This is a genomic window from Ureibacillus sp. FSL K6-0786 (assembly GCF_037965165.1).
Taxonomy (GTDB): domain Bacteria; phylum Bacillota; class Bacilli; order Bacillales_A; family Planococcaceae; genus Ureibacillus; species Ureibacillus thermosphaericus.
On record NZ_CP150191.1, the window covers coordinates 1,397,585 to 1,421,809 of the forward strand.

A 24,225-nucleotide genomic window follows, 5' to 3' on the forward strand; every position below is an offset into this window, starting at 1 on the left:
ATTTCCTCTCCTTCTACCTTCGTCATTCTTGTAGCTACATTATAGCACAACTCATTACATTACTTCTTCTTTTCTGTAGAGCATAATAAATGATTGAAAAAAGATGGCGCCACCTACTACGACACCATCCTATCCTTTTATTATTATTTTTTCCTTAACTCTTTTAATATTTCAGCTACACTCGTTTCTTCCTCTGTTACCTTTTGTGCTGTCACAATATTTTTCGATTTGCCCATTTGCTTGAAAAAGGCCCAACCAAATCTCCTTATCGTTATGTCGACAAAGAAAAGCAATAAACTGACGAGCAATATAATGGTAGCAATGCTTTGACGTGTTGCTCCTTGTTCATTGAATTTTCGAAATACTTCTTGAGGATCCTCTACGATTTTGCCACCAGTTTTATCTGCTACTTCTTCTAATAATTTCTCATTTAGTGGTTGCAATCTATATTCCGAACTATACGGCACCGTTAATCCCGCTTGATATACATTGTCATCCTTTGAAATTCTAAAAAATACAAGCCCCGGTTTTGCATCCGCAACCGCTCGCACTTTACTTGCAGAAATCGGTTCTAAATGAACCTCCAATTCATTTCCATATTCATCTACAACTGCTACATCTAAAAATGCAGCTTGATTCGTTGGGTCGGTAATTAAGAATGAGCCTTCTCCATCCATTCGAATATCATAAGCAATTTCGTTATAAGTCGGCAGCAAGCGAGAAATTGCTGTATTCCAAAAGTCAACCCATCGATCCCAACGTCCCCAATCACCTGTCCAAGCACCTGTTGAATCGGAAGTAAATGCAATCGTCCTTCCTAATCCATATTGCCATTCTGCAAGCACCGGATCTTCTTTTTCACTTTCTGCTATCACATTAGCTGTAGTTTTCGCTGTCGTACCTATATAAGCATTCATTTGAGGAACGCCCTTTTCAAACAACTGGTTCCAACCTTCTGAGTGATAAATGACCGGATAAAACGGATCATCTACAATATATGTCCGAGAAATCATCGCTGTCTCACGAGATAAAATCGAAGGAATCGTCGTTTCATCCTCCACGTCATAAAATCTTCCTCCAGCTAATTCACTTAAGCTTTCTAAAAGTTGACGATCCGCATCATGCCCAATGGCAACGGTTGATAACGTAATATGTTTTTTCTTCCCATTTTCAATTAGTTCTTCGTAGTTACCTGATGTAGCTGACTGTCCATCTGTTAATAAAATAATATGTTTTCTTTGTAATGGTAAATCAAACAGATTATTATAGGCTAAAGAAAGAGAAGGATAAATTTCCGTACCTCCTTCAGCCGGAATCGATAAGATGGTATTAGTCACTTCATCCTTATTTTCTAATGGTTTAGTTTCAATGATTTCCCATGGATGCGAGTCGAAAGCAATTAATCCAAAAGTGTCTCCCTCTCGAAGCAACTCCACGGAACGCACCGCTGCTTCCTTTGCTAATTCCATTTTTAGCCCAATCATACTGCCAGAACGGTCAAGTACAATGACAAGCCCTAAAGATGGAAGTTGTTGTTTACCCTTTACTTCCATTTCTACTGGTAACAACTTTTCAATTGGTGTTTTAAAATATCCGCCAAGGCCAAAGCTGTTTTCACCACCAACCATCATAAAGCCAACACCAAAGTTTTTTACCGCCTGCTCGATGACACCCATTTTCGCTTCTCCTACAAGATGGCCAGGAACATTGTCAAAAATAATGGCATCATACTTCAACATATATGATAGCGAGCTCGGCAATTCTTCAGCTGACACTTCTTCAAATTGGATGGAAGAAGGATTTAACATATCAGCAATTGGAGAGCCTTCTTCTCTATCACTAACAATGAGTAATCGTGGGGTACTTTGAACCATTGTTATACTTGTCAACTTATTATTTTCTAAGATTGCATCTTCATCGGTTTGAATGTATGCTTCATATTTGACTAAACCTTCTTTATTGCCTTTATGTCGATAAGTAAAAACATTTTTCCCTTCTTCTAGCTGAATTGTTTCCCGGAAAATAAGTTGATCATTTTCATATAACAGCAATTCGCCCATTGTATCTGTTGTTGATTCAATTTCAGTCACTAATGTTTGTTCTTCTCCCTGATAAGCCACTTGCGGTGTTGTAAAGCTCTGAATTGAAACATCGTTGCTTATTTTTCTACCTAATGGAACAACATCTACTGAAATTTTTGAACCAGCTATTTTTGTTATGCTCTCTAAAACTTCACCTTTCGTTTGTAAACCATCCGTCATAAGAACAATGCGTGTTGCTTTGTCCTTATCAACGATTCCTGTTGCTAGTTGTAGTGCTTGTTCAATATTTGTCTCACCCACTTCACGTATTTCACTTAAGTTTGGAACATGCTCTAATGTCTTAGATAAGATTGCTTCAGTTTGAAAGTTCGATGCAAAAGAATAAATCCCTACCGAATGGGTTTCTTTCTTTTCTCGTAAACTTTCTTCGATAAACTTTAACGCTTCATCCTCAGTGCCTGCCATTGAAGCAGAGCGGTCGATAAGGAATAATACTTGCTCTTCCTTCACCGGCAATAACAAATAAGGAGATGCAATGGCAAAGACAAGCATAATAATAGTGATAATACGTATGATGAAGACAATTCCATGTTTCCTTTTTAATAATGAACGATGATGTAACCACGTCCAAATCAAATACCCTAAGAGTGGTATGAGCAAAAGCAGGAAAATTGGATGATCAATTCGCAAATCCACGTCTTCTTTGCACCTCCCACTCAACCACAATCAAAAATAAAATAAGTAGCACAATCCATTTCGCAATTGATTGATTCGTTATATCCTCTTGTCCACTTACGACATTTCCTAATTCAAAACTCGTCCCTTCTTCAATTGTCCGCTCTTTCTGTGGTAATTGAACAATAAAAGGTCTCTCCTCATGTTCTGATTGAACAACATATAACCCTGGTTTTGATGGCGCTTGAAAATCTCTTGATTGTTCAAAAGAAGAAATATACACGCCATCTGCATTGTAAATGGACCAGTCACCTGGCAATAACGAAACAGCTCGTTGTTCATTTGGCGTAAATATTCCTAATGAAGTTTTACCTTCCATTAGTTCATTTTGAACACTCCATAAAAACAAAGGAAATGAAGGATAAAGCGGCCAGTCTGTTGACTGAATATCCGCTAAAACGACAATATCTCCTTTAGGAGACCGTTGAATAAATGGTTTGTCTCCAACCTTTGCAATCGTATCAAAGTCATCAAATGGTGGGTAAACCGCACTTACATATACATCTTCTAGCGAACTGAACGCAAACAATTCATCTTGTATTACTTCTATTTTTCCGCTTACTTCACTTTCAATTTCATCATCTCGGCCAATTAATACAATCGGTTCATTACGCTTAAGAAGTTCGGTTTGATTCGTTACTACAATCGCACCCCTTAAGGATTCCAATTGATGTTCAGGAACAGATTTCACATCAAGACCTACCGATTGAAACCCGATTTGCACTAACTTATGCATATCTTGTCCTACCGCAATTTCATAAGGATTACTTCCAACGATGGTCATCATCGAATTATCTGCTTCGTAATCATCCTTTACTTGAATCGTTGCAACAAGCACATCAATATTCGGCAAAGCTTCAAATGTGTTGGCCAATTCTGCTTTTGGTTGTAACGTAATGGTTTTTTCCAATAACTCATCGCCATCTTTATTTGTAATAGAAAGCTGTACCGTTTGATTTTCTTCTGTTTCATTTTTTAATTGTAACAATGCAATCGTTTCACCATTTATGCTTGTTGCTGCCAATCGAGTGATTGCCACATTTTTTAAGTCTCTATCTGCTCCCTTAACAATCCATTTCACATGTTCACTCTCTATAGGCAAATCCGAACGGGATACAGCATCTGTAAATAAATATATTGTTGTTGGCAAATCACCGATAAAAGCATTTGCCATCTCAATTGCTTTCGTTAAATGCTGCTCTTCGTAAGTTACGGCTAATCCGTCGATTGCTTTTTCGATTTGCTGCACATTCGTTTCTTGACGAATAATTGCTTTTGGATCACTACCTGTTGTAATGATTGTTAATGGTCTTCCCCCAATCTCTTTCACGAGTGAACGCATTTCCTCTAGATGTTTTTCAAAGGTCGATTGTTCTTTTCCTGCAAGCATTGTCGCAGACGTATCCACAATCCATATTACTTGTTCTCCGCCAATTTCCTTTGTTTTTAAATAGGGATTCATTAATGCAAGAACAAACAACAGTAGTGCTAACATCTGTAAATAAAATAGCGCATTCCTTTGTAAATGTTTTAAGTAAGGCGATACGCGGGTTTCTTGCATCACTTGTTCCCAAAAAAGTGTGGAAGATACTTCTTGTTCTTTATATTTCTTTCGAAAGAAGTAATATAAAAGGACAATGATTGGAAAAGCAATGGTCCATAAAAAGATTAATTGACTAACCCCCAAAGCGTATCACCTCACTGTACCCACCGATTCATTAATAATTGATGAAAAATCGCGTGCTGAATTCCATTTTCAACGACTAATTGAATTGTTTGAATGCCGAAGCGACTGCATATCTTATGGAAAGCTGCTTCGTGTTGAGCGCGTTCTTTTTTATACTGTTCTAGCACTTTATTCGACATAGAAACGTTTAATTCTTCATTACTTTCTGCATCAATTAACCGAACATCCCCTGTATAGGTTGGATTTAATTCTTCTTCCGTCACAATTTGAATACAACGAACGTCCCCTGCAAAACGAGGAAGTTTACGGAAAAAATGTTCCCATTCCGTTATCGGTTCTAGACTATCCGTTATAACAAATAATACCGTACTATCTTTTGGTAAAGCCTTTAATCCATTCTTTGCAAAACTCTCTTTAAAAGTAGCTTCCTTCATTTGCGACACTATTTGCAAATAGACTTTTCGATAAGTTGCTCCTTTTCTTCTAAAAAAAGTGTCTGCCTCTAAAGTAGAAAAGGAGAGTCGATCATCTCTGTTTAATACCATGATTCCTAAAGCAGCAACAAGCTGTCTTGCAAATAGCCACTTTTTCTCGTCACCCATTGAACGAGAGGAATCCAGCAATATATGCACTCTCATTTCCTGCTCATCTAAAAAACGCTTAATAAAATATTTTTCCGTCCTTGCGAATACATTCCAGTCTACTTGACGCACATCATCTCCTAACGCATATTCTCTATAATCTGAGAAATCTAAGGAAGAACCAAAGCGTTGAGAGCGATGCGAACCTTTATGATGCCCTCTTAATTTGGAAGATGTGGCAACCGATAAGCGTCCTATTTTGGTAATCAATTCATCTGATAAAATGAAATGATTCATGCGGAGACACCTTGTTGAATGTGATGTAGTATTTCTTCTATTAAATCGTCCGTTGTTTTTCCAGTTGCCTCTCCTTCATAATTTAAAAGAAGTCGATGACGCAAAGCCGGTTTAGCCACAGCTTTTATATCTGCAAGAGCTACATGAAATCTCCCGTTAAATACCGCTCTCGCTTTTGCTAGCTTAATGATACTTTGTAATCCCCTCGGTCCACTTCCATACATGATGTATTGTTTTACAAAAGGTAAAGCATCCTCCCCTTTTGGATGGGTTGCCATGACTAAATCAGCTGCATATTCTAACATTTCATCAGCTACTAATACTTCCTTTACCATTTGTTGGGCAATAATTAAACGTTCTGTATTCATCACTTTTTGTAATTGAATATCTTGTGAACCTGTCGTCCGTTTCATTATTTCCATTAACTCGTCTTTACGAGGATATGGTACTAATATCTTGCATAAAAAGCGGTCCATTTGTGCCTCTGGTAGAGGATATGTTCCTTCCATTTCAATTGGATTTTGTGTCGCTAATACAAAAAACGGTTTTGCCATAGGCTTCGTATCTCCTAAAATTGTCACCGTCTTTTCACCCATTGCTTCTAATAATGCACTTTGCGTTTTGGGTGTTGCTCGGTTAATTTCATCAGCCAACACCATTTGGTTAAAAATCGGTCCTGGTTGAAAAACAAATTGTTGTGAGCCTCTTTCAGTTCGTTGAATGATATTTGTCCCTGTAATATCAGCAGGCATTAAATCTGGCGTAAATTGGATGCGGGAGAAGGATAAATCTAAAACACTTGAAATCGTGCGAATAAGCATCGTTTTCCCCATCCCAGGCAACCCTTCTAATAATGCATGACCATCTGCCAATATAGAATAAAGAGTGTATTCGATCGCCTCATCCTGACCAACAATAAATTTACCAATTTCCTTTCTTACTCGCTGCAGCTGTTCTGCCATTTCCGAATATTGCTCTTCACTAAACACACTAATTCCCCCTACTCTTCAGACTGAATCGTTGAAAAGTATGATTCCACTACATTTTGTAGATCTTTCGGTAGTTGCAAACGTTCGGTACTTTGTAAATACTTTTCTTCATATTCTCCGATGACTTCTTCATATGGTCGAACACTTCCCTTTGTCACGGGAACTGGTCCTTTTTGTTCTATTGCTGGATCTCCTTCACCTATCGGACCACTGTCTACAGTTGGTTCATTGCTTTCTCCAAGCCGCCCACTAGGCACTGATAGAAGATTGCGACCTCCCTTTCCTTTTCCTGCACCGCTACCTGCCATAGATCCATTTCCTTGACCTTGGCCAAGACCTGTTGTTCCATTGCTTCCCTGACCTTGATTACTCCCGGAACCAGATCCAGTATGTCCTTGGCCTTGACTACTGCCAGAACCATTACTTCCTTGACCAGTCTGATTATTATTTTGTTGCTGATTGGCTTTGCTGTTATTATTCCCCATTGAGGAATTGCCATTTTGGTTATTCATGTTTTGAGAGTTGTTTCCAATGTTAGATTCGTTCGTTTGAGAATCCATCGCTTTAGCTATCGTGTTTTGCAAATCAAAGCTAATAGGCTTTCCAATTTTACTTAAGGCATTTTGAGTGTTCGAAGCATTTTTTGCAAGTAAACTTTGCATTTCCGCTAAATCTTTCAGTTTTTGCAATTCTTCTTCCGATAATTCCGAAGTTTCACCCTTTTCTCCTAACTTCTTATCCTGCAATTTTTGTTGTTGCAGTTTTAGTTCTTTTTGTTTCTTTACTACCTCTCGAAGCGCTTGTTCAGAAGTCTCTACCTCTTTCAATTTTTCAAGGAGCTCTTTCATTTCCCTTTTTACTTCTTCAGATTGAGCTTTTTTCTCTAATTTCGCTATTTCCTTTTCCATTTCCTGAATGACTTCTCGTTCTTTTTCAACAACCTGCGCTTCCTGTTGCGTTTTGGAAGGAAAAATGACTAAAGTAGCCATAATAATGATAGCACCCAAAATTCCAAGCAATACTTTTGGTCGCCAATAGTTTTTTGGTCGCTTTTTAAAACGGTCATAAGCTCCTTCCAATTCGTTAATAGCTTTGTTCATAATTGAATCTGCTAATGGATGCTCCTCATTGTTAAATGAAAGAGCTGTTACTAATTCGTTATAAGGATAAAAAGAATCTAATTCCCGTATCGCTTCCTTCAAACGAATGCGCTTAAAGTATATATAAACAACCGTCACAATAAGTGTTGCACACGCCACAAACAAAGCAACTTCGTCATAATAGGCGAAAACAAAGAAGCGAGAAACGAAGAGGATCGCCAGGCTAAGTATTAATGAAAAGAAAATTCCGTATTGTAACATAGGCAGCATTTTTTCAATGTTTAAGCTTCTTTTTGCTTTCTTCACGTATTTTAATAATCCGCTTTGACGATCCATCTTTCTCACTCCTAACGATTTGTTTTCATATTTGCTCGCAATTTTCGAATGGCAATGGTTAAACAAACAATGGTGATAAATACATAAAAGATTAAATAAACAATCCAATTTGGAAAACTAATTCCAACTGTATCTATTAAAGCTGTTTTCGTATCAGGGATAAGCAAAGTAAGAATAAGTACGCCTGGGTTAATACTTGCCCAAAAATACGATATTGGTAAGAATGTCGTTAAACCTTGAGTATTTTGTTGTTGCGACATCATCATTTGTTCTAAAGAAAAACCTACAAAGAAGAAGAAAGCAGTAATACCTCCTAAAAATATCATCGCTCCGTAAGTTGCAATCATCGAAATAATCGTTCTTTTTGTAATCGTTGAGAACATGATGCCAATACTACCAATCGCAATTAATGTAACTAAATAAAAGAAAAACATTGTAAAAAATTGTCCTGGTGACACTCCTCCAAATAAAAACACAATGCTATAAAGCGGCAGCCCAGCTATTAACATTAAAATAAGAAATGCTACAGAGGATAATAGCTTTCCAATAATTATTTGCGAAGAGGATTGGGTTGTCGTCAGTAAAATATTTAAAGTTTGTTTCTCCCGCTCTGTGCTAATTGCCCCAGCAGTAAGCCCTGGTGTAATAAACATAACAAGGGCCATTTGCAATACAGAAAGTACAGAAAACATCGTAAAACTATTGCTAGGTACGAAAAATCCAGAGGTAGAAAATTGCGTAAATATTAGTAAGAAGCCTGAAACAAATATGATTAATACCGCTAAATAAAACATTAAGCCTGAAAAGCTTTTAAAGGCGCGGAAACGCAATTTTAATTCTTTCATCAATACAGGATTGGATAATAGTCCTTTCATTTTGAATCCGCTCCCTTCGTAATCGCCATATAAACATCTTCCAAATCTTTTTCATCTTCCATGAAAGAATAAACCGGAAGTCCCGCAACAATTGCTCTTTGCAATAATTTCATTTGTTCTTCCTTCGTCCCTTTATAAATAAACGTTATTGCTTCATTTCCTTCTAGCACTTCAATTGATGAAACAAATGGATCTTCCTCTAAAAACTTCACCGTTTTTTCAATTTCATGTAAAACTTTTATCGTAATATTCTTATCTCCCTGTAATTTGGACTGTATGGAATCAACATTTCCATGGGCAATTAATTTCCCTCGATCAATAACACCAATTTCATCACACATTTCCGCAAGTTCAGGAAGTATATGGGATGAAATTAAAATCGTTTTCCCCATCTGTTTTAACTGCTTAATGATTTCTCGCATTTCTACCCTTGCTCGCGGATCTAAACCAGATGCTGGTTCATCTAAAATTAACACTTTCGGATCATGGATGAGCGAACGAGCTAAACATAGGCGCTGCTTCATTCCCCGGGATAACAAATCTACATATTCATAACGTTTATCCGTTAAATTGACGAGCTCTAACAATTGTGGAATCAGCACTTTCCTTTGTTTTTCTGAAAGTCCATAACACGCACCATAAAAATCTAAATATTCATCTGTTTTTAATTGGTCATAAACTCCAAAAAAGTCTGGCATATAGCCAATTAATTTCCGCACTTCTTTTGGCTCTTTTACAACGCTTTTCCCATTAATAAAAGCATCGCCTGATGATGGGGAGAGGAGGGTGGCAAGAATAGAAAAAGTTGTAGATTTACCAGCCCCGTTTGCACCAACAAAACCAAAAACTACACCTTCCCCAACAGTCATAGTCAACTGGTCAAGGGCTGTAAAAGAACCAAATTTTTTTGTGAGATTTTGAATTTCAATCATTTATTAGCCACCCCCTGAATCTCTACAGTCGGTAATTTAATTGGCGACATTTCAATATTGTTTTTAACCTGTAATAACATCTTTATTTCATGATACTCTGAAATATATTGTTCGAGATTTTCCTGTAATAACATTTCTTTCTCTTGAATTTCTTCAAAACGATTTGTCTTATAATTCCAAAGGGAAATTGTTAGGTTTTTATTTTCGTGATTCGATATTTTTATTTTTGTCAATTGCAATTTTTCATCAAATAATTCTTCTGGAATGACAGCTATATATTCATACTCACCAGGGTCTAATTGCCATTCATTATTTTGTTCATTATACATTTCCATATATCCAGCATTGACAGGATATATATTTGTTTCCATCATGCTATCATTCACTGTAAATTCCCCTTCAAGATCCATATTTGGTTCAAATGTTTGAAGAATAACAGCGATAGGGTTTACTTCTGCCCTACCATCTAATTGAATACCGACGATCGCTTCTTCTGCCCAACCAATAACTACCGGCTGATTTTCATCCATTAAATTTAAAGCCTGATATTTCAGTTGCATGATCCTTTTTGGAATCAATTCTTCAGCCGTTTTTGGCGTTCCTAAATAATTACCATAAACAATTGGTTTTAAAAGAATTGAGCTGTTTAAGGATTCAGAAACCTTTACTGTCTCATTTGGTTTAATATCTCCTAATAGAATCTCTCGTGCACCAGACCAAATAGCAACATCCTTCACAGCAAATGGGAAATTATTTTTTACCGTTCCCTCAATTTTTGAATCTTTCACAGTTAAATCGATATCAAAGTTCCCTGCATTTGGTATGTTAGTTTCACCAATAATTGATTGCACAGACCAATAATTCAAATTTCGTAAGTGAATGGTCGTTCCATTCCCATGATGTTTAACATAGGATTTTTCATGTAAGATACCGAAAGTATTCATTCCATAGTTTCTTTTCGCAAAGGCAGACGTATTTTCATCTACAGTAAATACAAAATCTCCGCCTCGATTCGTTAAAATAGACTCTACATAATAGCCTGATAAGTTTTTTCCATTCACTTTATAAAAGGCTGACTGATTGATTTGAGCTTGCATAATGCGATCTTTTGCGCCAACAATGAACATTGACAATGTTAATACAATTGATAGAACAGGGATAAGCCACCATGCATGTTCCCTTTTGTCGAGCTTTTTTAATACGAGATATAAAATAGGTCCTACAATGAACATGTAAAGTATGATCGTAATAATAATGAGTGGCGTTTTTACTTGGAATGAAGGGAATAACTCATTAGAATTTCCAACCTCATATGGCAACTGATCTAAAAAATTCCCTCTGTTCCATTGATTGCTATTCGATTGAAGCTGCAAAATTTCGTTTATTAACTTTCCATAACCATCCATCGTTGAGAGCGGCTGATCTCCTAACGAAAAAGTCGTTTGAATAATTTTTCCTTTCCCTAAGTCAATGGATGAGGCAAGTATTGTATTTCCATCAGCGAGGATTCTTTTGCTACCTTCTTTTTCAGTTGCACGGAATACTTCAATATCTTCCGTAAAAATGCCGCCTTTAGATAATGTTTCTAATACTTCTTTCGTGACGATAACTTTCTCAGAGGACAAATTTAATGGAAGATATTCACCAAATATCCCCATGGAACGCTCCACTTGTTCAGATGCTCCAACTAGCAGAATTCCACCGTTTTCTACCCACTCATAAATTGCCTGTTGCTTCTCTTCTGATAAATCGGCAATATTCATTTCATCCACAACGAATATATCTGCCATGGCAAATCCTTTGAAATCTATAGGAAAATCATAATTAGGGATTTGATTTAAATGGAAAATTTCAATATTATTTGGAACATATTGACTCAAACGTAATAATGCCGCTAAACGATCACTATTTTCCGTATAAGTAAAAATAAATGAATAATCTCCGTCGTAATAAGATCGAAAACGAATATTTTTATCGCCTGAATAATCAATTAATTTTCCTTTTTCAATACCACCATCATAAAAGGAAAAAAGGCTTTCGTTTTGTGAGCGATAATAATAATCGTCTGATAAACCGTCCAAATAAAGAGTAATTGTTTTTGTTTCACCTTCTGCCAGATCTAGTGCATAAACTTGAGCAGAACCGGCTGAAAAAGTAACTGCGGCATCGATGACTAAATCCCCTGAAAAGGGACTCCCATTATTTGTGATTGTTAATTTTATTGGTAAAGGTGTATACAATTTAATTTTGTTATCTACACCTACTTCTGCTTTCACTTCCAATTGTGGTGCAGCACGTGTTGTATCAATTTGAACAAAGAAAGTAATAAAGACTACCATCATTAGAATGAATATATTTCTTTGCACCCAGCGACATCTCCTTTTCACATCTTTTGTTGATTAGTACGTTTTTTTTAACATATAGTTCCGAGTAATTGAAAAAAATAACAAATTCTTAAGTTTTTATTAAGAAACTGTTCGCATCTGGTGGAATACAGATCGATTCATTGACATTAAAAAAGGCTGTAGATATCTCATTGTTTAAGATATCTACAGCCTTTCCAAAATTGTTCGATATAATATTTAACTATATAAAATAGCCGACACGGCAAATTTTTCAATTATAAAGCCGTGCACCTTTCCTCGACTGCAGCACATAGGTGCTACTCTTGTCGCCAGCTCGGGTCAGGCTACCCCACGGCACATGGGTGAAACCACTTAATGCTGCTTCCTTCCGGACCTGACATGGTTCATGGCTACCCATTGCGCGGGACCCAACCTTCAACGCTACGTGCAAGAGGCAAACCCTACATGCATACAGCCTCAAAAAGGACTTCAGTCTCGCTAGAGCGGATTGCGAGTTACAGGGCACCGCTACCTCCCCACCTAGCACGGCATAAATTAGTATACCTCATATACAATGATAATTGCAATGTTTTGTTCTGGGTATTCTTCTACTTGTAGCACACTATTCCATAAACCTCCTAATTTTGTGCTTTTTATATCATTGTTTTTTATTGACTTATTGAAAATTTCATGTTATATTATTGCTTGTCCAAACGGAGGAATACCCAAGTCTGGCTGAAGGGATCGGTCTTGAAAACCGACAGGCGGGTCAAACCGCGCGGGGGTTCGAATCCCTCTTCCTCCGCCATACATAACATACATTTGAAATTTCAACCGCTACTGAAATTCAGTAGTGGTTTTTTATTTTATCGAAATACTTCTTTTTTATTTTCCTTCTATTTTAGATTAGAATAAATGGAAGAATTACTTTATTAAGGAGTTATTATGGAACAAACAAAATCAATGAACTATCGGTATGATTATTTGTTGATATTCATTGTGGCAATTTTAACATCTATTGCAAGTGAAGTGAAAGTTATTCCTTTTGAAGGTGCACCTTTCCGAATCGGTTTAGGAACCGTAATATTTTTATTAGCAGTATTGATTCGACCCTTACCGCTGATTCATACTGGATGCATAACAGGAATTGTTGTAGTCCTTTTTCGTGCATTATTGGATGAACTATTATCAATAAGTACATTTTCGGTTTCATTATTTTTTCACATTCCGGCAGGTCTTTTTTATATCTTATTTGCTATTGGTCTAAGCATTATTAAACTTGAAAAAAATAAATCGAAACCTTTCTTATTAGGAAGTTTGGTAACCATCGTTGAATTTGTAAGTAATTACGTTGAACAGCTAACAACCACATTATTTATTACAGACATTTCTGTAACATTAAAAGATGTCACATTACTACTTTTAGTTGCCATCATCCGTAGCTTCTTCGTCATCGGTATTTATAGTTCTATCACTGTAAAAGAACAAAAAAGACAAATGCAACAATTATTAAACTTTATCTCAACCCTTTACGTAGAAGCATTATATTTAAAAAAATCCATGAACGAAATCGAACATATTACCGCTAATAGTTATAGTTTATATGAACAATTAAAAAAGATAGATCCATTGCTAAGTATTAAAGCGCTTTCAATTGCTCAAGAAATTCATGAAGTCAAAAAAGATGAACAAAGAATTTATGCAGGCTTATCAAAAATCTTAAAAATGGAACAATTAGATGCTTATTTCATCTCCAATTTACTTCAATATGTAAAGGAAGCGAATGAAAAATATAGTGAAATGCTAAATAAAAAAATTCAATTCAAAGTTTCTTATAATCAAGATTTTTATACAAAACAACATCTTCCTTTACTTGCGCTAATGAATAATCTAGTTGCAAATGCTGTAGAAGCAATTGAAGAGGAAGGTACAATCCATATTTCGATAAACACATCTAAGGACTTCACAACTATTACAGTAGAAGATACAGGTATTGGCATTCCAAAAAATTTAATCCCTGTTATATTCGACCCGGGATATACTACAAAATTCAACAGTGAAGGCGTCCCTTCGACTGGAATCGGCTTATCCCATGTACAAGCTATCGTTCACAAACTAAATGGTTCGATTGATGTAATAAGCAATGAAACGACAACTTTTTCAATCAAACTACCATTAACTATACTGCAAAAAGGAGAATCATAATGAGGTATTTTATAGTTGATGACGATCGTGCAAGCCGTGCAATGCTCACCCAAATTATTGAAGACAGCCAACTCGGAACAGTAATTGGGGAAGCCTCCAATGGACAAGAAGCGATTACTCAAATATTAGTAATGCAGCCAGATTTCGTTATCATTGATTTATTGATGCCTATATTAGACGGATTAGCAACGATAGAACAACTTCGGGAAAATCTTTACGATGGAAAATTTATTATGATTTCTCAAGTCATTAATAAAGAGATGGTCGCTCAAGCTTACGAAAAAGGAATTGAATTTTTTATCCATAAGCCAATTAATAAGGTAGAAGTAGAAATGGTATTAAGAAAAACCGAGGAACAATATCGATTAAAAAGCTCCATTTCCGCAATACGACAATCTCTTTCAAATTTCGAGACACCTAGCATCCATCATTCCAAAAAGTCAACACGTGATCATGTTTTAAGCATCTTAAATGATATGGGGATTATTGGAGAGGTAGGGAGTGAAGATATTACAAAAATCATAGAATTATTGATGGCAGATAAACAAAAAAATACACCTCTTCCACCATTAAAAGAGTTGTATGAGCGAGTTGCTGGTCTGACAAAAACCACTCCTGATGAAATCATAAAAGAAAGTAAATCAATTGAACAGCGTATTCGTCGAACGATATTAGCTGCTATGATTAACCTTGCAAACTTAGGTTTAGTAGATTATACAAACTCAGAGTTTGAATATTACGCCCCCCGCTATTTTGAATTTACAGAAATTAGAAAATTAATGAATCAAATTAGAAATAACGAAGAAAAAAAAGTAAAAATTAACATAAAAAAGTTCATCCAAGTGTTATTTGCAGATATTGTAAATAAGGCAAATTGAAAAAATTTTTTATCGGATTTTGTCGGATTATGTAAGAAACTTTTTAATATTATGTTTGGTTATTTTTTTTATTTAAACAGGGGGGAATATTTTGAAAAAGAAATTCAAACTCAGTTTAGCAGCACAGATTTTAATTGCGTTAGTATTGGGGATAGTTGTAGGGGCTGTATTTTATGAAAATCCAGCTGTCGAAACATATTTGAAACCACTTGGCACCATCTTTTTAAACTTAATTAAAATGATTGTTGTACCAATCATCATTTCAACGTTGATTGTAGGTGTAGCTGGTACAGGCGATTTAAAACAACTTGGTCGCCTTGGTGGTAAGACGATAATATATTTTGAGATTATTACAACGATTGCCATCATTATTGGTTTACTCATTACAAACGTGTTTAAACCTGGTGAAGGTATTGATATGAATCAGTTGGAACAAACGGATATTTCATCCTATGTTGAAACAACTGAACAAGTAGAACATGATGGTGGTTTCATTGATACGATTGTTGGCATTGTACCAACAAACGTCGTGAAAGCAATGGCAGAAGCCGACATGTTATCCGTTATCTTCTTCTCCGTATTGTTCGGTTTAGGAGTTGCAGCGATAGGTGATCGTGGAAAACCAGTCCTTGACATTGCGCAAGGTGTAGCAGATGCCATGTTCTGGGTAACAAACTTAGTAATGAAATTTGCTCCATTTGGGGTATTCGGTTTAATGGCTGTAACCGTTTCAAAATTTGGATTAGAATCATTGATTCCACTTGGTAAATTAGTCATTACAGTTTATGGTGCGATGATTTTCTTCGTAATCGTTGTTTTAGGAATTACAGCGAAAATTGTAAATATAAATATTTTCCAAGTAATTAAAATTTTAAAGGACGAGCTTATTTTAGCGTACTCCACATCTAGTTCTGAAACGGTATTACCACGCATCATGCAAAAAATGGAGAAGTTTGGATGTCCAAGAGATATTACATCCTTTGTTATCCCTACAGGTTATTCATTTAACTTAGATGGTTCAACTTTATACCAAGCAATTGCTGCTATTTTCATCGCTCAGTTATACGGCATTGATTTAACAATTGCTCAACAGGTTACATTAGTACTAGTACTAATGGTTACTTCTAAAGGTATTGCAGGGGTACCTGGAGTATCATTCGTTGTATTACTTGCAACTTTAGGTTCTGTAGGTATTCCATTAGAAGGTTTAGCATTTATCGCTGGTATCGACCGTATTCTAGACATGGCTCGTACTGCTGTAAACGTAGTTGGTAACTCTTTAGCAGCGATCGTTATGTCGAAATGGGAAGGTCGATTTGATGAAAATAAAAAGGAAGAATATCTTGCAGAGTTAGCGAAATAAATTTTTGATTTGATTAATCGAGTAGGAGGGAGCGATTAACTCCCGTCCTCTCACACCACCGTACGTACGGTTCCGTATACGGCGGTTCAATTAAGATAATTGACGCAAGTTTTCATAACGAGCTTCAAGACTTTTCAGCCCTTGGTTTCTCCAATAGGAGTTACCAAGGGTTCTGTGTAATATTGGACTATTTGAAATACGCCAATAACTCTTCCGAGTATTTCCCCATTCATACGCTTGCCATTGTGCGAAGTCCTGCTCGTTTACTTTTCACGTAAATGTTACAGTCATCCGCATATCGAACGAATTTGTGTCCTCTTCTTTCCAATTCTTTATCTAGTTCATCTAGTACAATGTTAGATAGTAGCGGACTTAATGGTCCTCCTTGTGGAGTTCCTTCTAATGTGCTTGACACCACACCATTAATCATGACTCCCGATTGTAAATACTTACGAATCAATTTCAGTAATGGTTTATCTTGGATTCTCTTCGCGAGTGTACCCATTAATCTGTCATGGTTGACCTTATCAAAGAATTTCTCCAAGTCCATATCTACAACCCATCGATGTCCATCTCTTATATATTCTTTCGCTTTCCTCACCGCATCATGGGCACTTCGGTTTGGTCTAAATCCGTAGCTGTTTTCAGAGAATGTAGGGTCATACACTTTTGAAAGTACTTGGGCGATTGCTTGTTGAATCAAACGGTCTGTTACGGTAGGGATTCCTAGTAAACGAACACCGCCGTCAGGTTTCGGGATTTCGACTCTGCGGACTGGCATTGGTTCATAAGTTCCCTTGAGAATTGCCTCCTTAATAGATAGCCAGTTTTCGACTATGTGCTGTCGTAGGTTTTGTACGGGCATCATATCTACTCCGTGGCTTCCTTTATTCTGTTCTACACGTTTTAGTGCTTGAAGCATGTTCTCCCGTGACAGGATTTGATTCAAAAGCATCGTTATTCTCCTTCCGTGAATAGCTGTTCTCTTTATGCCAGTGGTCACTCCACCCTCCAAGAGGTCCCCCACGGGATTCACCGCTTCCTTCCTCAAGTGAGGTACTACGTTTTCTGTGTTCATCATGACTCACTGAATGCCAAGGGCTATTCTCTCTTAATTGTTCGGTCCTTCTTAGTAGTTCTAAACCAACTAATACTATGACCTCTGCTGACTTCTGACGGTTCAGCTACTTATCACTAAGTAGGTTATGAAGCGTACTTCACCTATCCGCCAGACCTCCCCGGGTAAGAATGTAATCTTTCCTTCCATCTATCTGCTTCATTTACTCTGTACCACCTTTGGCAGAAAGGACTTTGTTTTGTTTAGCAAACTCATCCAATGATACCTAGCCTTATATGAAGTTCGTGTTCCTCAGACCGGAAGTTTGCCGCTCGCTTCCTTCAGATTCCGCGTCACCACGGACACCCTTGCGTTAAGCTAACTGTTACTTCTGCCTTCACAGTTCGGGACTTACACCCTATAGATTACACCCATGCCAGGCGCACTAAAAAACCGAGCAATTTCCTACATTGCTCGGCTCACTTTCCTTTACTTTTGCTCTACTACTTTCCCATATAATTCTGGACGGCGGTCGTCATATACCGGAATTCGTGTGCGGACTTCATCCACTTTTGAGAAATCTACGTCAATTATCGCCAACTCCTCATCTTCTGCACCAGTCCATAACACTTCACCCCAAGGTTCAATCACCATTGACTGTCCATTAAAGTTTTCCGGTTTGCGGGAAATTCGATTTACTGCCACAACAAAACATTGATTTTCAATGGCACGGGCTTGCAAAAGTGTCTTCCAATGATCAATTCTTGGTGTCGGCCATTGAGCAGAAACGAACAACACTTTTGCTCCCGCTAATGCATGGGCGCGAAGCCATTCAGGGAAACGGATATCATAGCAAATCACAGCCGCTGCCGGAAGATCTCCCAAATCAAAGCGGTTCATGGATTCGCCAGCTTCTAGATATTTTTCTTCATCCATTAATCTAAATAAATGAACTTTGCAATATTCACTCAATAATTCCCCATCTCGATTCACGACATACATCGTGTTATAAAATTTGCCATTTTCTTTTGTCGCTACAGAACCACCGATAATATGTATTCCTAGCTCACTGGCAAGGTGTTGAAGAAAAGCTTTTGTGCGGTTGCCATTTTCATCTGCTAACTCCTCTAATTTTTCAAGAGCATATCCTGTATTCCACATTTCAGGCAATACCACAATGTCAGCACCCTTACTTGCCGCTTCCCGAATCAACTGTTCCGCCCGCTCGTAGTTTTCCTCCACTTTCCCAAACCCGACATTCATTTGAATGCAACCAATTTTCATCTCGAATCCCCCTGTTATTTTTCAAAAAATAATATTTCAGCTATCTACTTGTCATTAAAAATAGTCACTTCTTTAAATTACAGAATGACAGATTTTACATATTCAATCAAGAAATTGTTTTTTTCGACTAATCCATTAGAAAGAGAATATACATGGAACCTCCCCATAAAATATAAAAACCTCCCTACGCAATTTTTTACTTCCTTGTTCAATAAGTACATAAGTCGATTGAGGGAGGGCTCGATGTAATAAATCTTAAAACAAGATTTACCTATACACTTATGAAAAGGATATCCCTAATTATGAAAAAAAAGAAAATTTTATGTTAACTCGTTATACAATGTTTAGAATACAAAGGGAATATAAAAAGATTAAGGGGGCACTCATATGTACAAAATAAACATTTTCTTTTTAGTTAGTATCATTACACAACTTATTGTCATTATCATGTGGGGAGAGTTTGTTTGGTTAACTAAATTTACAAACGGTGGTGTTGGAGGTACGGCAATTGAACAAGTTAATCCGATTTTGTGGTTCTTGGTAGCTTTAGAGTTTATTATTTTTATGGTTATTCTCTTTTACTCAAAAAAGCAGATTTGATATACGCCCCAGTATGGGGTTTTTTTCATTTTTATAATGTTCTGTAATCTTTCTAAATTCTTCAACATTATATTAAATTATTGCTTACACATATGATAAGAAAATTATCAAATATGATAAAAATTTCATTATATTACCAAAAAAGGTTAATATTTATAATGAATACTAATATTGGATTTATATTAGCCGGCAAATAATATTCTGAATACTCTAAACTATCTATTTAGCAAAAGGGGGATACAATAATGGAAGCCGCTGGAATGAAAACCAGATATACATTGACATTAATTCTAACATTTGTTTTAGTTACAATCTCTTATTTTATTTCGTTACAAAATGTACATGCAGAGGATTTAGATTCAACCTCACAGCTTGTTAAAACAAAGTATGAGCATATATTATATGATAAAGAAAAAGGTGCATATTTTGATACAAGGGATAATGGTTATCTTCCCGAAGTAGTTTATCAGGTTAGTGGAGGTAAAATTATTAAAGAAGTTCCTATCGAAGAATATTTAGAAATGGCAGAGGAAGATCCAACTAAAAATGAATTTCAAGAAAGTGTTGTAAAATTAACTGACAAAACAGATACAAGTATTTCACCATTAGCTGGCCCTGTTGTCTATTACCGATACACCGAGAGTTCTAATGTACAAACTAGAATATATGGTGAACGAGCTAGTAAAATAGTAGAAAATCCAACATCATCAACAGTAAGACATGCAATTTCATATTCAACTTCATATTCACATGAATTTAATGTGTCGTTAGGCACTGAGGCGAAAAATGCTGTGATTGCTTCTGTAAGTTATACATGGGTTTCATCAGCTTCTGTCAGTGAAACAGTAGAAATGGATATCCCGCCTGGATACTGGGGCTACTGGAGATTCGATCCACTTGTAAGAAAGTCTCAAGGCGTATTAAAAAAATATAATGATGGTTTCGTAGTTTCAGAGCAAAATGTAAGAGTATTATATCCTGTTAAAAGAAATGGACAACTTGACGGATATTTAGTTCCAGTTCAAGGAAAACTATAATTGTTAGTTTATTCACCCAATATTAGTATTCAATAATCGAGTAGGAGGGAGCGATTAACTCCCGTCCTCTCACACCACCGTACGTACGGTTCCGTATACGGCGGTTCAATTAAGATAATTGATGCAAGTTTTCATAACGAGCTTCAAGACTTTCCAACCCTTGGTTTCTCCAATAGGAGTTACCAAGGGTTCTGTGTAATATTGGACTATTTGAAATACGCCAATAACTCTTCCGAGTATTTCCCCATTCATACGCTTGCCATTGTGGTACGCCAAGTTGAATAAGGTTGCGTATCTTTGTTTTCGGTTTCTTCCAGTTCTTCCATAGACACATTCGAAGTCTTCTACGAATCCATTTATCTAATTCAAGGAATATAGATTTGGTGTCTGCTAACGCAAAATATCCACACCATCCCATTAGATATTGATTCAGTTTCTGAATGCGGTATTCCATCGGGTAGGGCATCTTGCGTGATGTGATTTCACGAACTTTATTCTTCATTCGTTTAAGGCTTTCTTTTGCGATACGAACCTTTGGCTCTTTATGATAGGTATAGCTAAATCCTAGAAACTTACGTTTCCATGGACGGTCGACCGCTGATTTCTTTTCATTTACTTTCAGTCGTAGTTTTCCTTCAATAAATCGCTGGATACTTGCCATTGTGCGAAGTCCTGCTCGTTTACTTTTCACGTAAATGTTACAGTCATCCGCATATCGAACGAATTTGTGTCCTCTTCTTTCCAATTCTTTATCTAGTTCATCTAGTACAATGTTAGATAGTAGCGGACTTAATGGTCCTCCTTGTGGAGTTCCTTCTAATGTGCTTGACACCACACCATTAATCATGACTCCCGATTGTAAATACTTACGAATCAATTTCAGTAATGGTTTATCTTGGATTCTCTTCGCGAGTGTACCCATTAATCTGTCATGGTTGACCTTATCAAAGAATTTCTCCAAGTCCATATCTACAACCCATCGATGTCCATCTCTTATATATTCTTTCGCTTTCCTCACCGCATCATGAGCACTTCGGTTTGGTCGAAATCCGTAGCTGTTTTCAGAGAATGTTGGGTCGTATACTCTTGAAAGTACTTGAGCAATAGCTTGTTGAATCAAACGGTCTGTTACGGTAGGGATTCCTAGTAAACGAACACCGCCGTCTGGTTTCGGGATTTCGACTCTGCGGACGTTCCCTTGAGAATTGCCTCCTTAATAGTTAGCCAGTTTTCAACTATGTGCTGTCGTAAGTTTTGTACGGGCATCATATCTACTCCGTGGCTTCCTTTATTCTGTTCTACACGTTTTAGTGCTTGAAGCATGTTCTCCCGTGACAGGATTTGATTCAAAAGCATCGTTATTCTCCTTCCGTGAATAGCTGTTCTCTTTATGCCAGTGGTCACTCCACCCTCCAAGAGGTCCCCCACGGGATTCACCGCTTCCTTCCTCAAGTGAGGTACTACGTTTTCTGTGTTCATCATGACTCACTGAATGCCAAGGGCTATTCTCTCTTAATTGTTCGGTCCTTCTTAGTAGTTCTAAACCAACTAATACTATGACCTCTGCTGACTTCTGACGGTTCAGCTACTTATCACTAAGTAGGTTATGAAGCGTACTTCACATATCCGCCAGACCTCCCCGGGTAAGTACATGCACTTTCACACCATCTATCCGCCTCATTTACTCGATATGACCTTCGACAGAAAGAGCTTTGTTTTGTTTTGCAAACTCACTCAATCATACCTAGCCTTATATGAGGTTCGTGTTCCTCGGACCGGTGTTTTGCCTCCAGCTTCCTTCAGATTCCGCGTCACCACGGACACCCTTGCTCTTGGCTAACCTCTACTTCTGTCTTCGGGGTTCGGGACTTACACCCTATAGTTCATGTACATGCCGGGCGCACATCGAAAAACAAAATTACCGTCAACGGAAATTTTGTGTTAAGACCTTTTTATTTGGAAATATTTATGTTTTTTGGAAAAAGTTAAAGAATAAACTTTACGGAATGTGGAAAAATTGAATACAGATACCGCTTTACTTCCTATTCTCGTTACACCTTGCAAATTCCACAAAAAAACACTTCCGATATTCATAATGAATCCCTTTTATATGGGGTCATTATGAATATATCGAAAGTGCTTTTTAGCAAAAGTTCAATTATTCTAAATTATTAAGGTCAAACTGTGCGATTGTTTCATCCTCGACCATAACCATTAAAGTGGCATCCATTGCATTTTCTTTTAACTTCTCTAACTGTTCGGAAGATGGTGCAGCTTTTAATTGTTCATTGTCCTTTAAGGCACCTAATACAAAATCAAGCGAGAATTCGCCTTCTTGATTAGGTTTAAGAACTGGTAAACCTGTATGCCCCGTACCATAATTTTTTTTCTTATCATAGATATTTATCCCAATTAGTTCTTCCGAAATGGCTTTCAGTTTTTCACTGGGTTCAATATAAATTTTTATACCGTCATCATAATCGTATGTTGCGTCATTTAAACGCTTATCTCCTCCAAGATCCTTTCTTCCAACATTTTTTAAAACGAAATTATAATGCAAGTTAACAAATTCTAATTCATCACTATCTTCTACTAAATTATTCTTTTCTATCTCAACTGTCCCACTAATTATTTCTACAGAAGGATTATTAGAACAACCGGCTAAGAGTAATACAACGAAAAGAATGCTGAAAATCGATTTTGACATATTTTTAACGCTCATTATATATCCTTTCTAAAAAAATAATTAAATACACTTATGGAGTTTAGATATTATTTTGTAATTGTAGAGTCCATACAGAACCACCTCTACTTTTTAAAGTAGCAGTAGAAGTCGCTCCCACATAATGAGTATATTGCAGACTTACATATTTCCAGTCTTTAAAATCAGAAGAATAAGACCATTCATTTGAAGTTGGTGAATAATCCTTAGCCTGAGTTAGACTTGGGAATCCACTAGTACCAACGGATACTTTTCTGCTCGTAATAGAAACCGCTGAATCACTAATTTTCCATCCTCCAGTAGCTTTTGTAATCTTTGCGTATTCGATATTATTTTCTTTCTTTCTTGAATAATAAATAGTTGAGTAAGCCTTTACACTATAAGAAGAATCCCATTTTTCTTCGCCTTTATTTCCGGATTCTGCGGATGCTATATTGAAACCATTAATATTGTCCGTTTCTTCTACTAATCCAAAAGTAGTAATGGCGAATTCTTCAATTTCAACATCTCCAATTTTTTCTACTTTTAACAATTGAGATGTAGAAACATTCGTAACGTTAAAATCTTCGCTTAATTCACTATTTGTTAATGTAGACGATTTTATTTTGTTTGAATTTGTTAATTGATATTTAGGTAATTCAATATTATTCAATTCAACTTCATGAACTCCATTTAAAGCCCTTTCAAGCAATTCATCTATATCTGTAATTTCTTGAGCTTGATAAATGATTTTTTTGTTATCCTCAACTTGTGCATTTGCTGCTGGTACATTTACAAATACAAGTAAGAATGTAAATAAAAGAAATAAAGAATAAAAATACTTTTTCATACTAATATCTCCTATTTACTACAATCACAATAAAAAATGTTCTAAATAATCTGATTATTTGTGAGATACATAGTTTTTACTCGATATTTTTCACCTCCATTTTCTCTCTTTTCTTTTTCGATGATTACAAACATTGTAGTATAAAAAAAGGAATTTCTTCCTTTTTATTCATAACTTTGTATAATCCACTCATAAGTGTAGGATTAAGAATTATGGGTTTTATCGTAAATTTACTGAACAACACGGGATTCACCGCTTCCTTCCTCAAGTGAGGTACTACGTTTTCTGTGTTCATCATGACTCACTGAATGCCAAGGGCTATTCTCTCTTA

At 36.5% G+C, this 24,225-nt stretch carries 17 protein-coding genes, 1 tRNA gene, 1 other RNA gene and 2 pseudogenes; 6 read left to right on the forward strand and 15 right to left on the reverse strand.

Annotation, left to right across the window (positions count from 1 at the left end; translation table 11 throughout):
* Window positions 1-143: 143 nt before the first annotated feature.
* From NSQ18_RS06820 to ffs, 9 genes are all read right to left on the reverse strand, one after another.
* The gene (locus NSQ18_RS06820) at window positions 144-2,738 is read right to left on the reverse strand and encodes a vWA domain-containing protein (protein WP_339289504.1); all 2,595 of its coding nucleotides are present in this window, start codon (window positions 2,736-2,738) and stop codon (window positions 144-146) included.
* Window positions 2,722-4,464 (reverse strand): BatA and WFA domain-containing protein, encoded by a 1,743-nt coding sequence (locus NSQ18_RS06825; protein ID WP_016839567.1) that lies wholly within the window; start codon window positions 4,462-4,464, stop codon window positions 2,722-2,724. The genes NSQ18_RS06820 and NSQ18_RS06825 overlap by 17 nt, the downstream gene beginning before the upstream one ends.
* A gap of 11 nt (window positions 4,465-4,475) precedes the next feature.
* Window positions 4,476-5,342, reverse strand: a complete 867-nt coding sequence (locus tag NSQ18_RS06830; RefSeq protein WP_016839568.1) for a DUF58 domain-containing protein — start codon at window positions 5,340-5,342, stop codon at window positions 4,476-4,478.
* On the reverse strand, window positions 5,339-6,304 hold the full coding sequence (locus tag NSQ18_RS06835) for a MoxR family ATPase (RefSeq protein ID WP_050988865.1): 966 nt from the start codon (window positions 6,302-6,304) through the stop codon (window positions 5,339-5,341). Before NSQ18_RS06835 ends, NSQ18_RS06830 begins: the two co-directional genes overlap by 4 nt.
* A 38-nt stretch (window positions 6,305-6,342) precedes the next feature.
* Window positions 6,343-7,767, reverse strand: coding sequence for a hypothetical protein (locus tag NSQ18_RS06840; protein WP_339289507.1), 1,425 nt, complete (start codon window positions 7,765-7,767; stop codon window positions 6,343-6,345).
* Window positions 7,768-7,778: 11 nt separating this feature from the next.
* The gene (locus tag NSQ18_RS06845; RefSeq protein WP_096549947.1) at window positions 7,779-8,642 is read right to left on the reverse strand and encodes an ABC transporter permease; all 864 of its coding nucleotides are present in this window, start codon (window positions 8,640-8,642) and stop codon (window positions 7,779-7,781) included.
* Window positions 8,639-9,574: an ABC transporter ATP-binding protein gene (locus tag NSQ18_RS06850; protein ID WP_016839572.1), complete on the reverse strand. Its 936-nt coding sequence runs from the start codon at window positions 9,572-9,574 to the stop codon at window positions 8,639-8,641. The genes NSQ18_RS06845 and NSQ18_RS06850 overlap by 4 nt, the downstream gene beginning before the upstream one ends.
* Window positions 9,571-11,916, reverse strand: coding sequence for a hypothetical protein (locus NSQ18_RS06855; RefSeq protein ID WP_339289510.1), 2,346 nt, complete (start codon window positions 11,914-11,916; stop codon window positions 9,571-9,573). The genes NSQ18_RS06850 and NSQ18_RS06855 overlap by 4 nt, the downstream gene beginning before the upstream one ends.
* A gap of 286 nt (window positions 11,917-12,202) precedes the next feature.
* Window positions 12,203-12,468, reverse strand: an RNA gene (ffs, locus tag NSQ18_RS06860) — signal recognition particle sRNA large type.
* Between the two features lie 166 nt (window positions 12,469-12,634).
* Between ffs and NSQ18_RS06865 the strand changes: the two genes are divergently transcribed.
* The 4 genes from NSQ18_RS06865 (at window position 12,635) to gltP (ending at window position 16,365) form a co-directional block, all read left to right on the forward strand.
* A tRNA-Ser gene (locus NSQ18_RS06865) sits at window positions 12,635-12,727 on the forward strand.
* 137 nt (window positions 12,728-12,864) lie between these two features.
* A complete protein-coding gene (locus tag NSQ18_RS06870; RefSeq protein WP_339289512.1) occupies window positions 12,865-14,124 on the forward strand; it encodes an ATP-binding protein in 1,260 nt (419 codons plus the stop codon).
* Window positions 14,124-15,002 carry a response regulator gene (locus NSQ18_RS06875; RefSeq protein WP_339289514.1) on the forward strand — a complete coding sequence of 293 codons (879 nt, stop codon included), beginning with the start codon at window positions 14,124-14,126 and terminating at the stop codon, window positions 15,000-15,002. Before NSQ18_RS06870 ends, NSQ18_RS06875 begins: the two co-directional genes overlap by 1 nt.
* 91 nt (window positions 15,003-15,093) lie before the next feature.
* Complete coding sequence (gene gltP / locus NSQ18_RS06880; protein WP_096549951.1) at window positions 15,094-16,365, forward strand: glutamate/aspartate:proton symporter GltP; 1,272 nt, start codon at window positions 15,094-15,096, stop codon at window positions 16,363-16,365.
* 90 nt (window positions 16,366-16,455) lie between these two features.
* On the opposite strand, the pseudogene ltrA (NSQ18_RS06885) reads toward gltP, so the two are convergent.
* Window positions 16,456-17,320, reverse strand: a pseudogene (gene ltrA / locus NSQ18_RS06885) (group II intron reverse transcriptase/maturase).
* A 591-nt stretch (window positions 17,321-17,911) separates the two neighbouring features.
* Complete coding sequence (locus tag NSQ18_RS06890) at window positions 17,912-18,706, reverse strand: carbon-nitrogen family hydrolase (RefSeq protein ID WP_339289516.1); 795 nt, start codon at window positions 18,704-18,706, stop codon at window positions 17,912-17,914.
* A gap of 387 nt (window positions 18,707-19,093) precedes the next feature.
* Between NSQ18_RS06890 and NSQ18_RS06895 the strand changes: the two genes are divergently transcribed.
* On the forward strand, window positions 19,094-19,306 hold the full coding sequence (locus tag NSQ18_RS06895; RefSeq protein WP_339289518.1) for a hypothetical protein: 213 nt from the start codon (window positions 19,094-19,096) through the stop codon (window positions 19,304-19,306).
* Between the two features lie 245 nt (window positions 19,307-19,551).
* Entirely contained in the window at window positions 19,552-20,343 is a 792-nt protein-coding gene (locus NSQ18_RS06900) for a hypothetical protein (protein ID WP_339289520.1), read from the forward strand.
* 109 nt (window positions 20,344-20,452) lie between these two features.
* On the opposite strand, the pseudogene ltrA (NSQ18_RS06905) reads toward NSQ18_RS06900, so the two are convergent.
* The 4 genes and pseudogenes from ltrA (NSQ18_RS06905) to NSQ18_RS06920 form a co-directional block, all read right to left on the reverse strand.
* Window positions 20,453-21,699, reverse strand: a pseudogene (gene ltrA / locus NSQ18_RS06905) (group II intron reverse transcriptase/maturase).
* Window positions 21,700-22,501: 802 nt separating this feature from the next.
* Window positions 22,502-23,050, reverse strand: coding sequence for a hypothetical protein (locus NSQ18_RS06910; protein WP_339289522.1), 549 nt, complete (start codon window positions 23,048-23,050; stop codon window positions 22,502-22,504).
* A 58-nt stretch (window positions 23,051-23,108) separates the two neighbouring features.
* The gene (locus NSQ18_RS06915) at window positions 23,109-23,894 is read right to left on the reverse strand and encodes a hypothetical protein (protein WP_339289524.1); all 786 of its coding nucleotides are present in this window, start codon (window positions 23,892-23,894) and stop codon (window positions 23,109-23,111) included.
* Window positions 23,895-24,018: 124 nt separating this feature from the next.
* The gene (locus NSQ18_RS06920) at window positions 24,019-24,192 is read right to left on the reverse strand and encodes a hypothetical protein (RefSeq protein ID WP_339289526.1); all 174 of its coding nucleotides are present in this window, start codon (window positions 24,190-24,192) and stop codon (window positions 24,019-24,021) included.
* Window positions 24,193-24,225: the final 33 nt, after the last annotated feature.

Excerpts from the sequence above, each read along its gene's own strand:
- NSQ18_RS06910 (WP_339289522.1), bottom strand. The coding sequence starts at position 23,050 with ATGTCAAAATCGATTTTCAGCATTCTTTTCGTTGTATTACTCTTAGCC.
- NSQ18_RS06845 (WP_096549947.1), bottom strand. The coding sequence starts at position 8,642 with ATGAAAGGACTATTATCCAATCCTGTATTGATGAAAGAATTAAAATTG.
- NSQ18_RS06915 (WP_339289524.1), bottom strand. The coding sequence starts at position 23,894 with ATGAAAAAGTATTTTTATTCTTTATTTCTTTTATTTACATTCTTACTT.
- NSQ18_RS06840 (WP_339289507.1), bottom strand. The coding sequence starts at position 7,767 with ATGGATCGTCAAAGCGGATTATTAAAATACGTGAAGAAAGCAAAAAGA.
- NSQ18_RS06890 (WP_339289516.1), bottom strand. The coding sequence starts at position 18,706 with ATGAAAATTGGTTGCATTCAAATGAATGTCGGGTTTGGGAAAGTGGAG.
- NSQ18_RS06875 (WP_339289514.1), top strand. The coding sequence starts at position 14,124 with ATGAGGTATTTTATAGTTGATGACGATCGTGCAAGCCGTGCAATGCTC.
- NSQ18_RS06830 (WP_016839568.1), bottom strand. The coding sequence starts at position 5,342 with ATGAATCATTTCATTTTATCAGATGAATTGATTACCAAAATAGGACGC.
- NSQ18_RS06900 (WP_339289520.1), top strand. The coding sequence starts at position 19,552 with ATGGAAGCCGCTGGAATGAAAACCAGATATACATTGACATTAATTCTA.
- NSQ18_RS06920 (WP_339289526.1), bottom strand. The coding sequence starts at position 24,192 with ATGATGAACACAGAAAACGTAGTACCTCACTTGAGGAAGGAAGCGGTG.
- NSQ18_RS06855 (WP_339289510.1), bottom strand. The coding sequence starts at position 11,916 with ATGATGGTAGTCTTTATTACTTTCTTTGTTCAAATTGATACAACACGT.
- NSQ18_RS06870 (WP_339289512.1), top strand. The coding sequence starts at position 12,865 with ATGGAACAAACAAAATCAATGAACTATCGGTATGATTATTTGTTGATA.
- NSQ18_RS06835 (WP_050988865.1), bottom strand. The coding sequence starts at position 6,304 with ATGGCAGAACAGCTGCAGCGAGTAAGAAAGGAAATTGGTAAATTTATT.
- NSQ18_RS06895 (WP_339289518.1), top strand. The coding sequence starts at position 19,094 with ATGTACAAAATAAACATTTTCTTTTTAGTTAGTATCATTACACAACTT.
- NSQ18_RS06850 (WP_016839572.1), bottom strand. The coding sequence starts at position 9,574 with ATGATTGAAATTCAAAATCTCACAAAAAAATTTGGTTCTTTTACAGCC.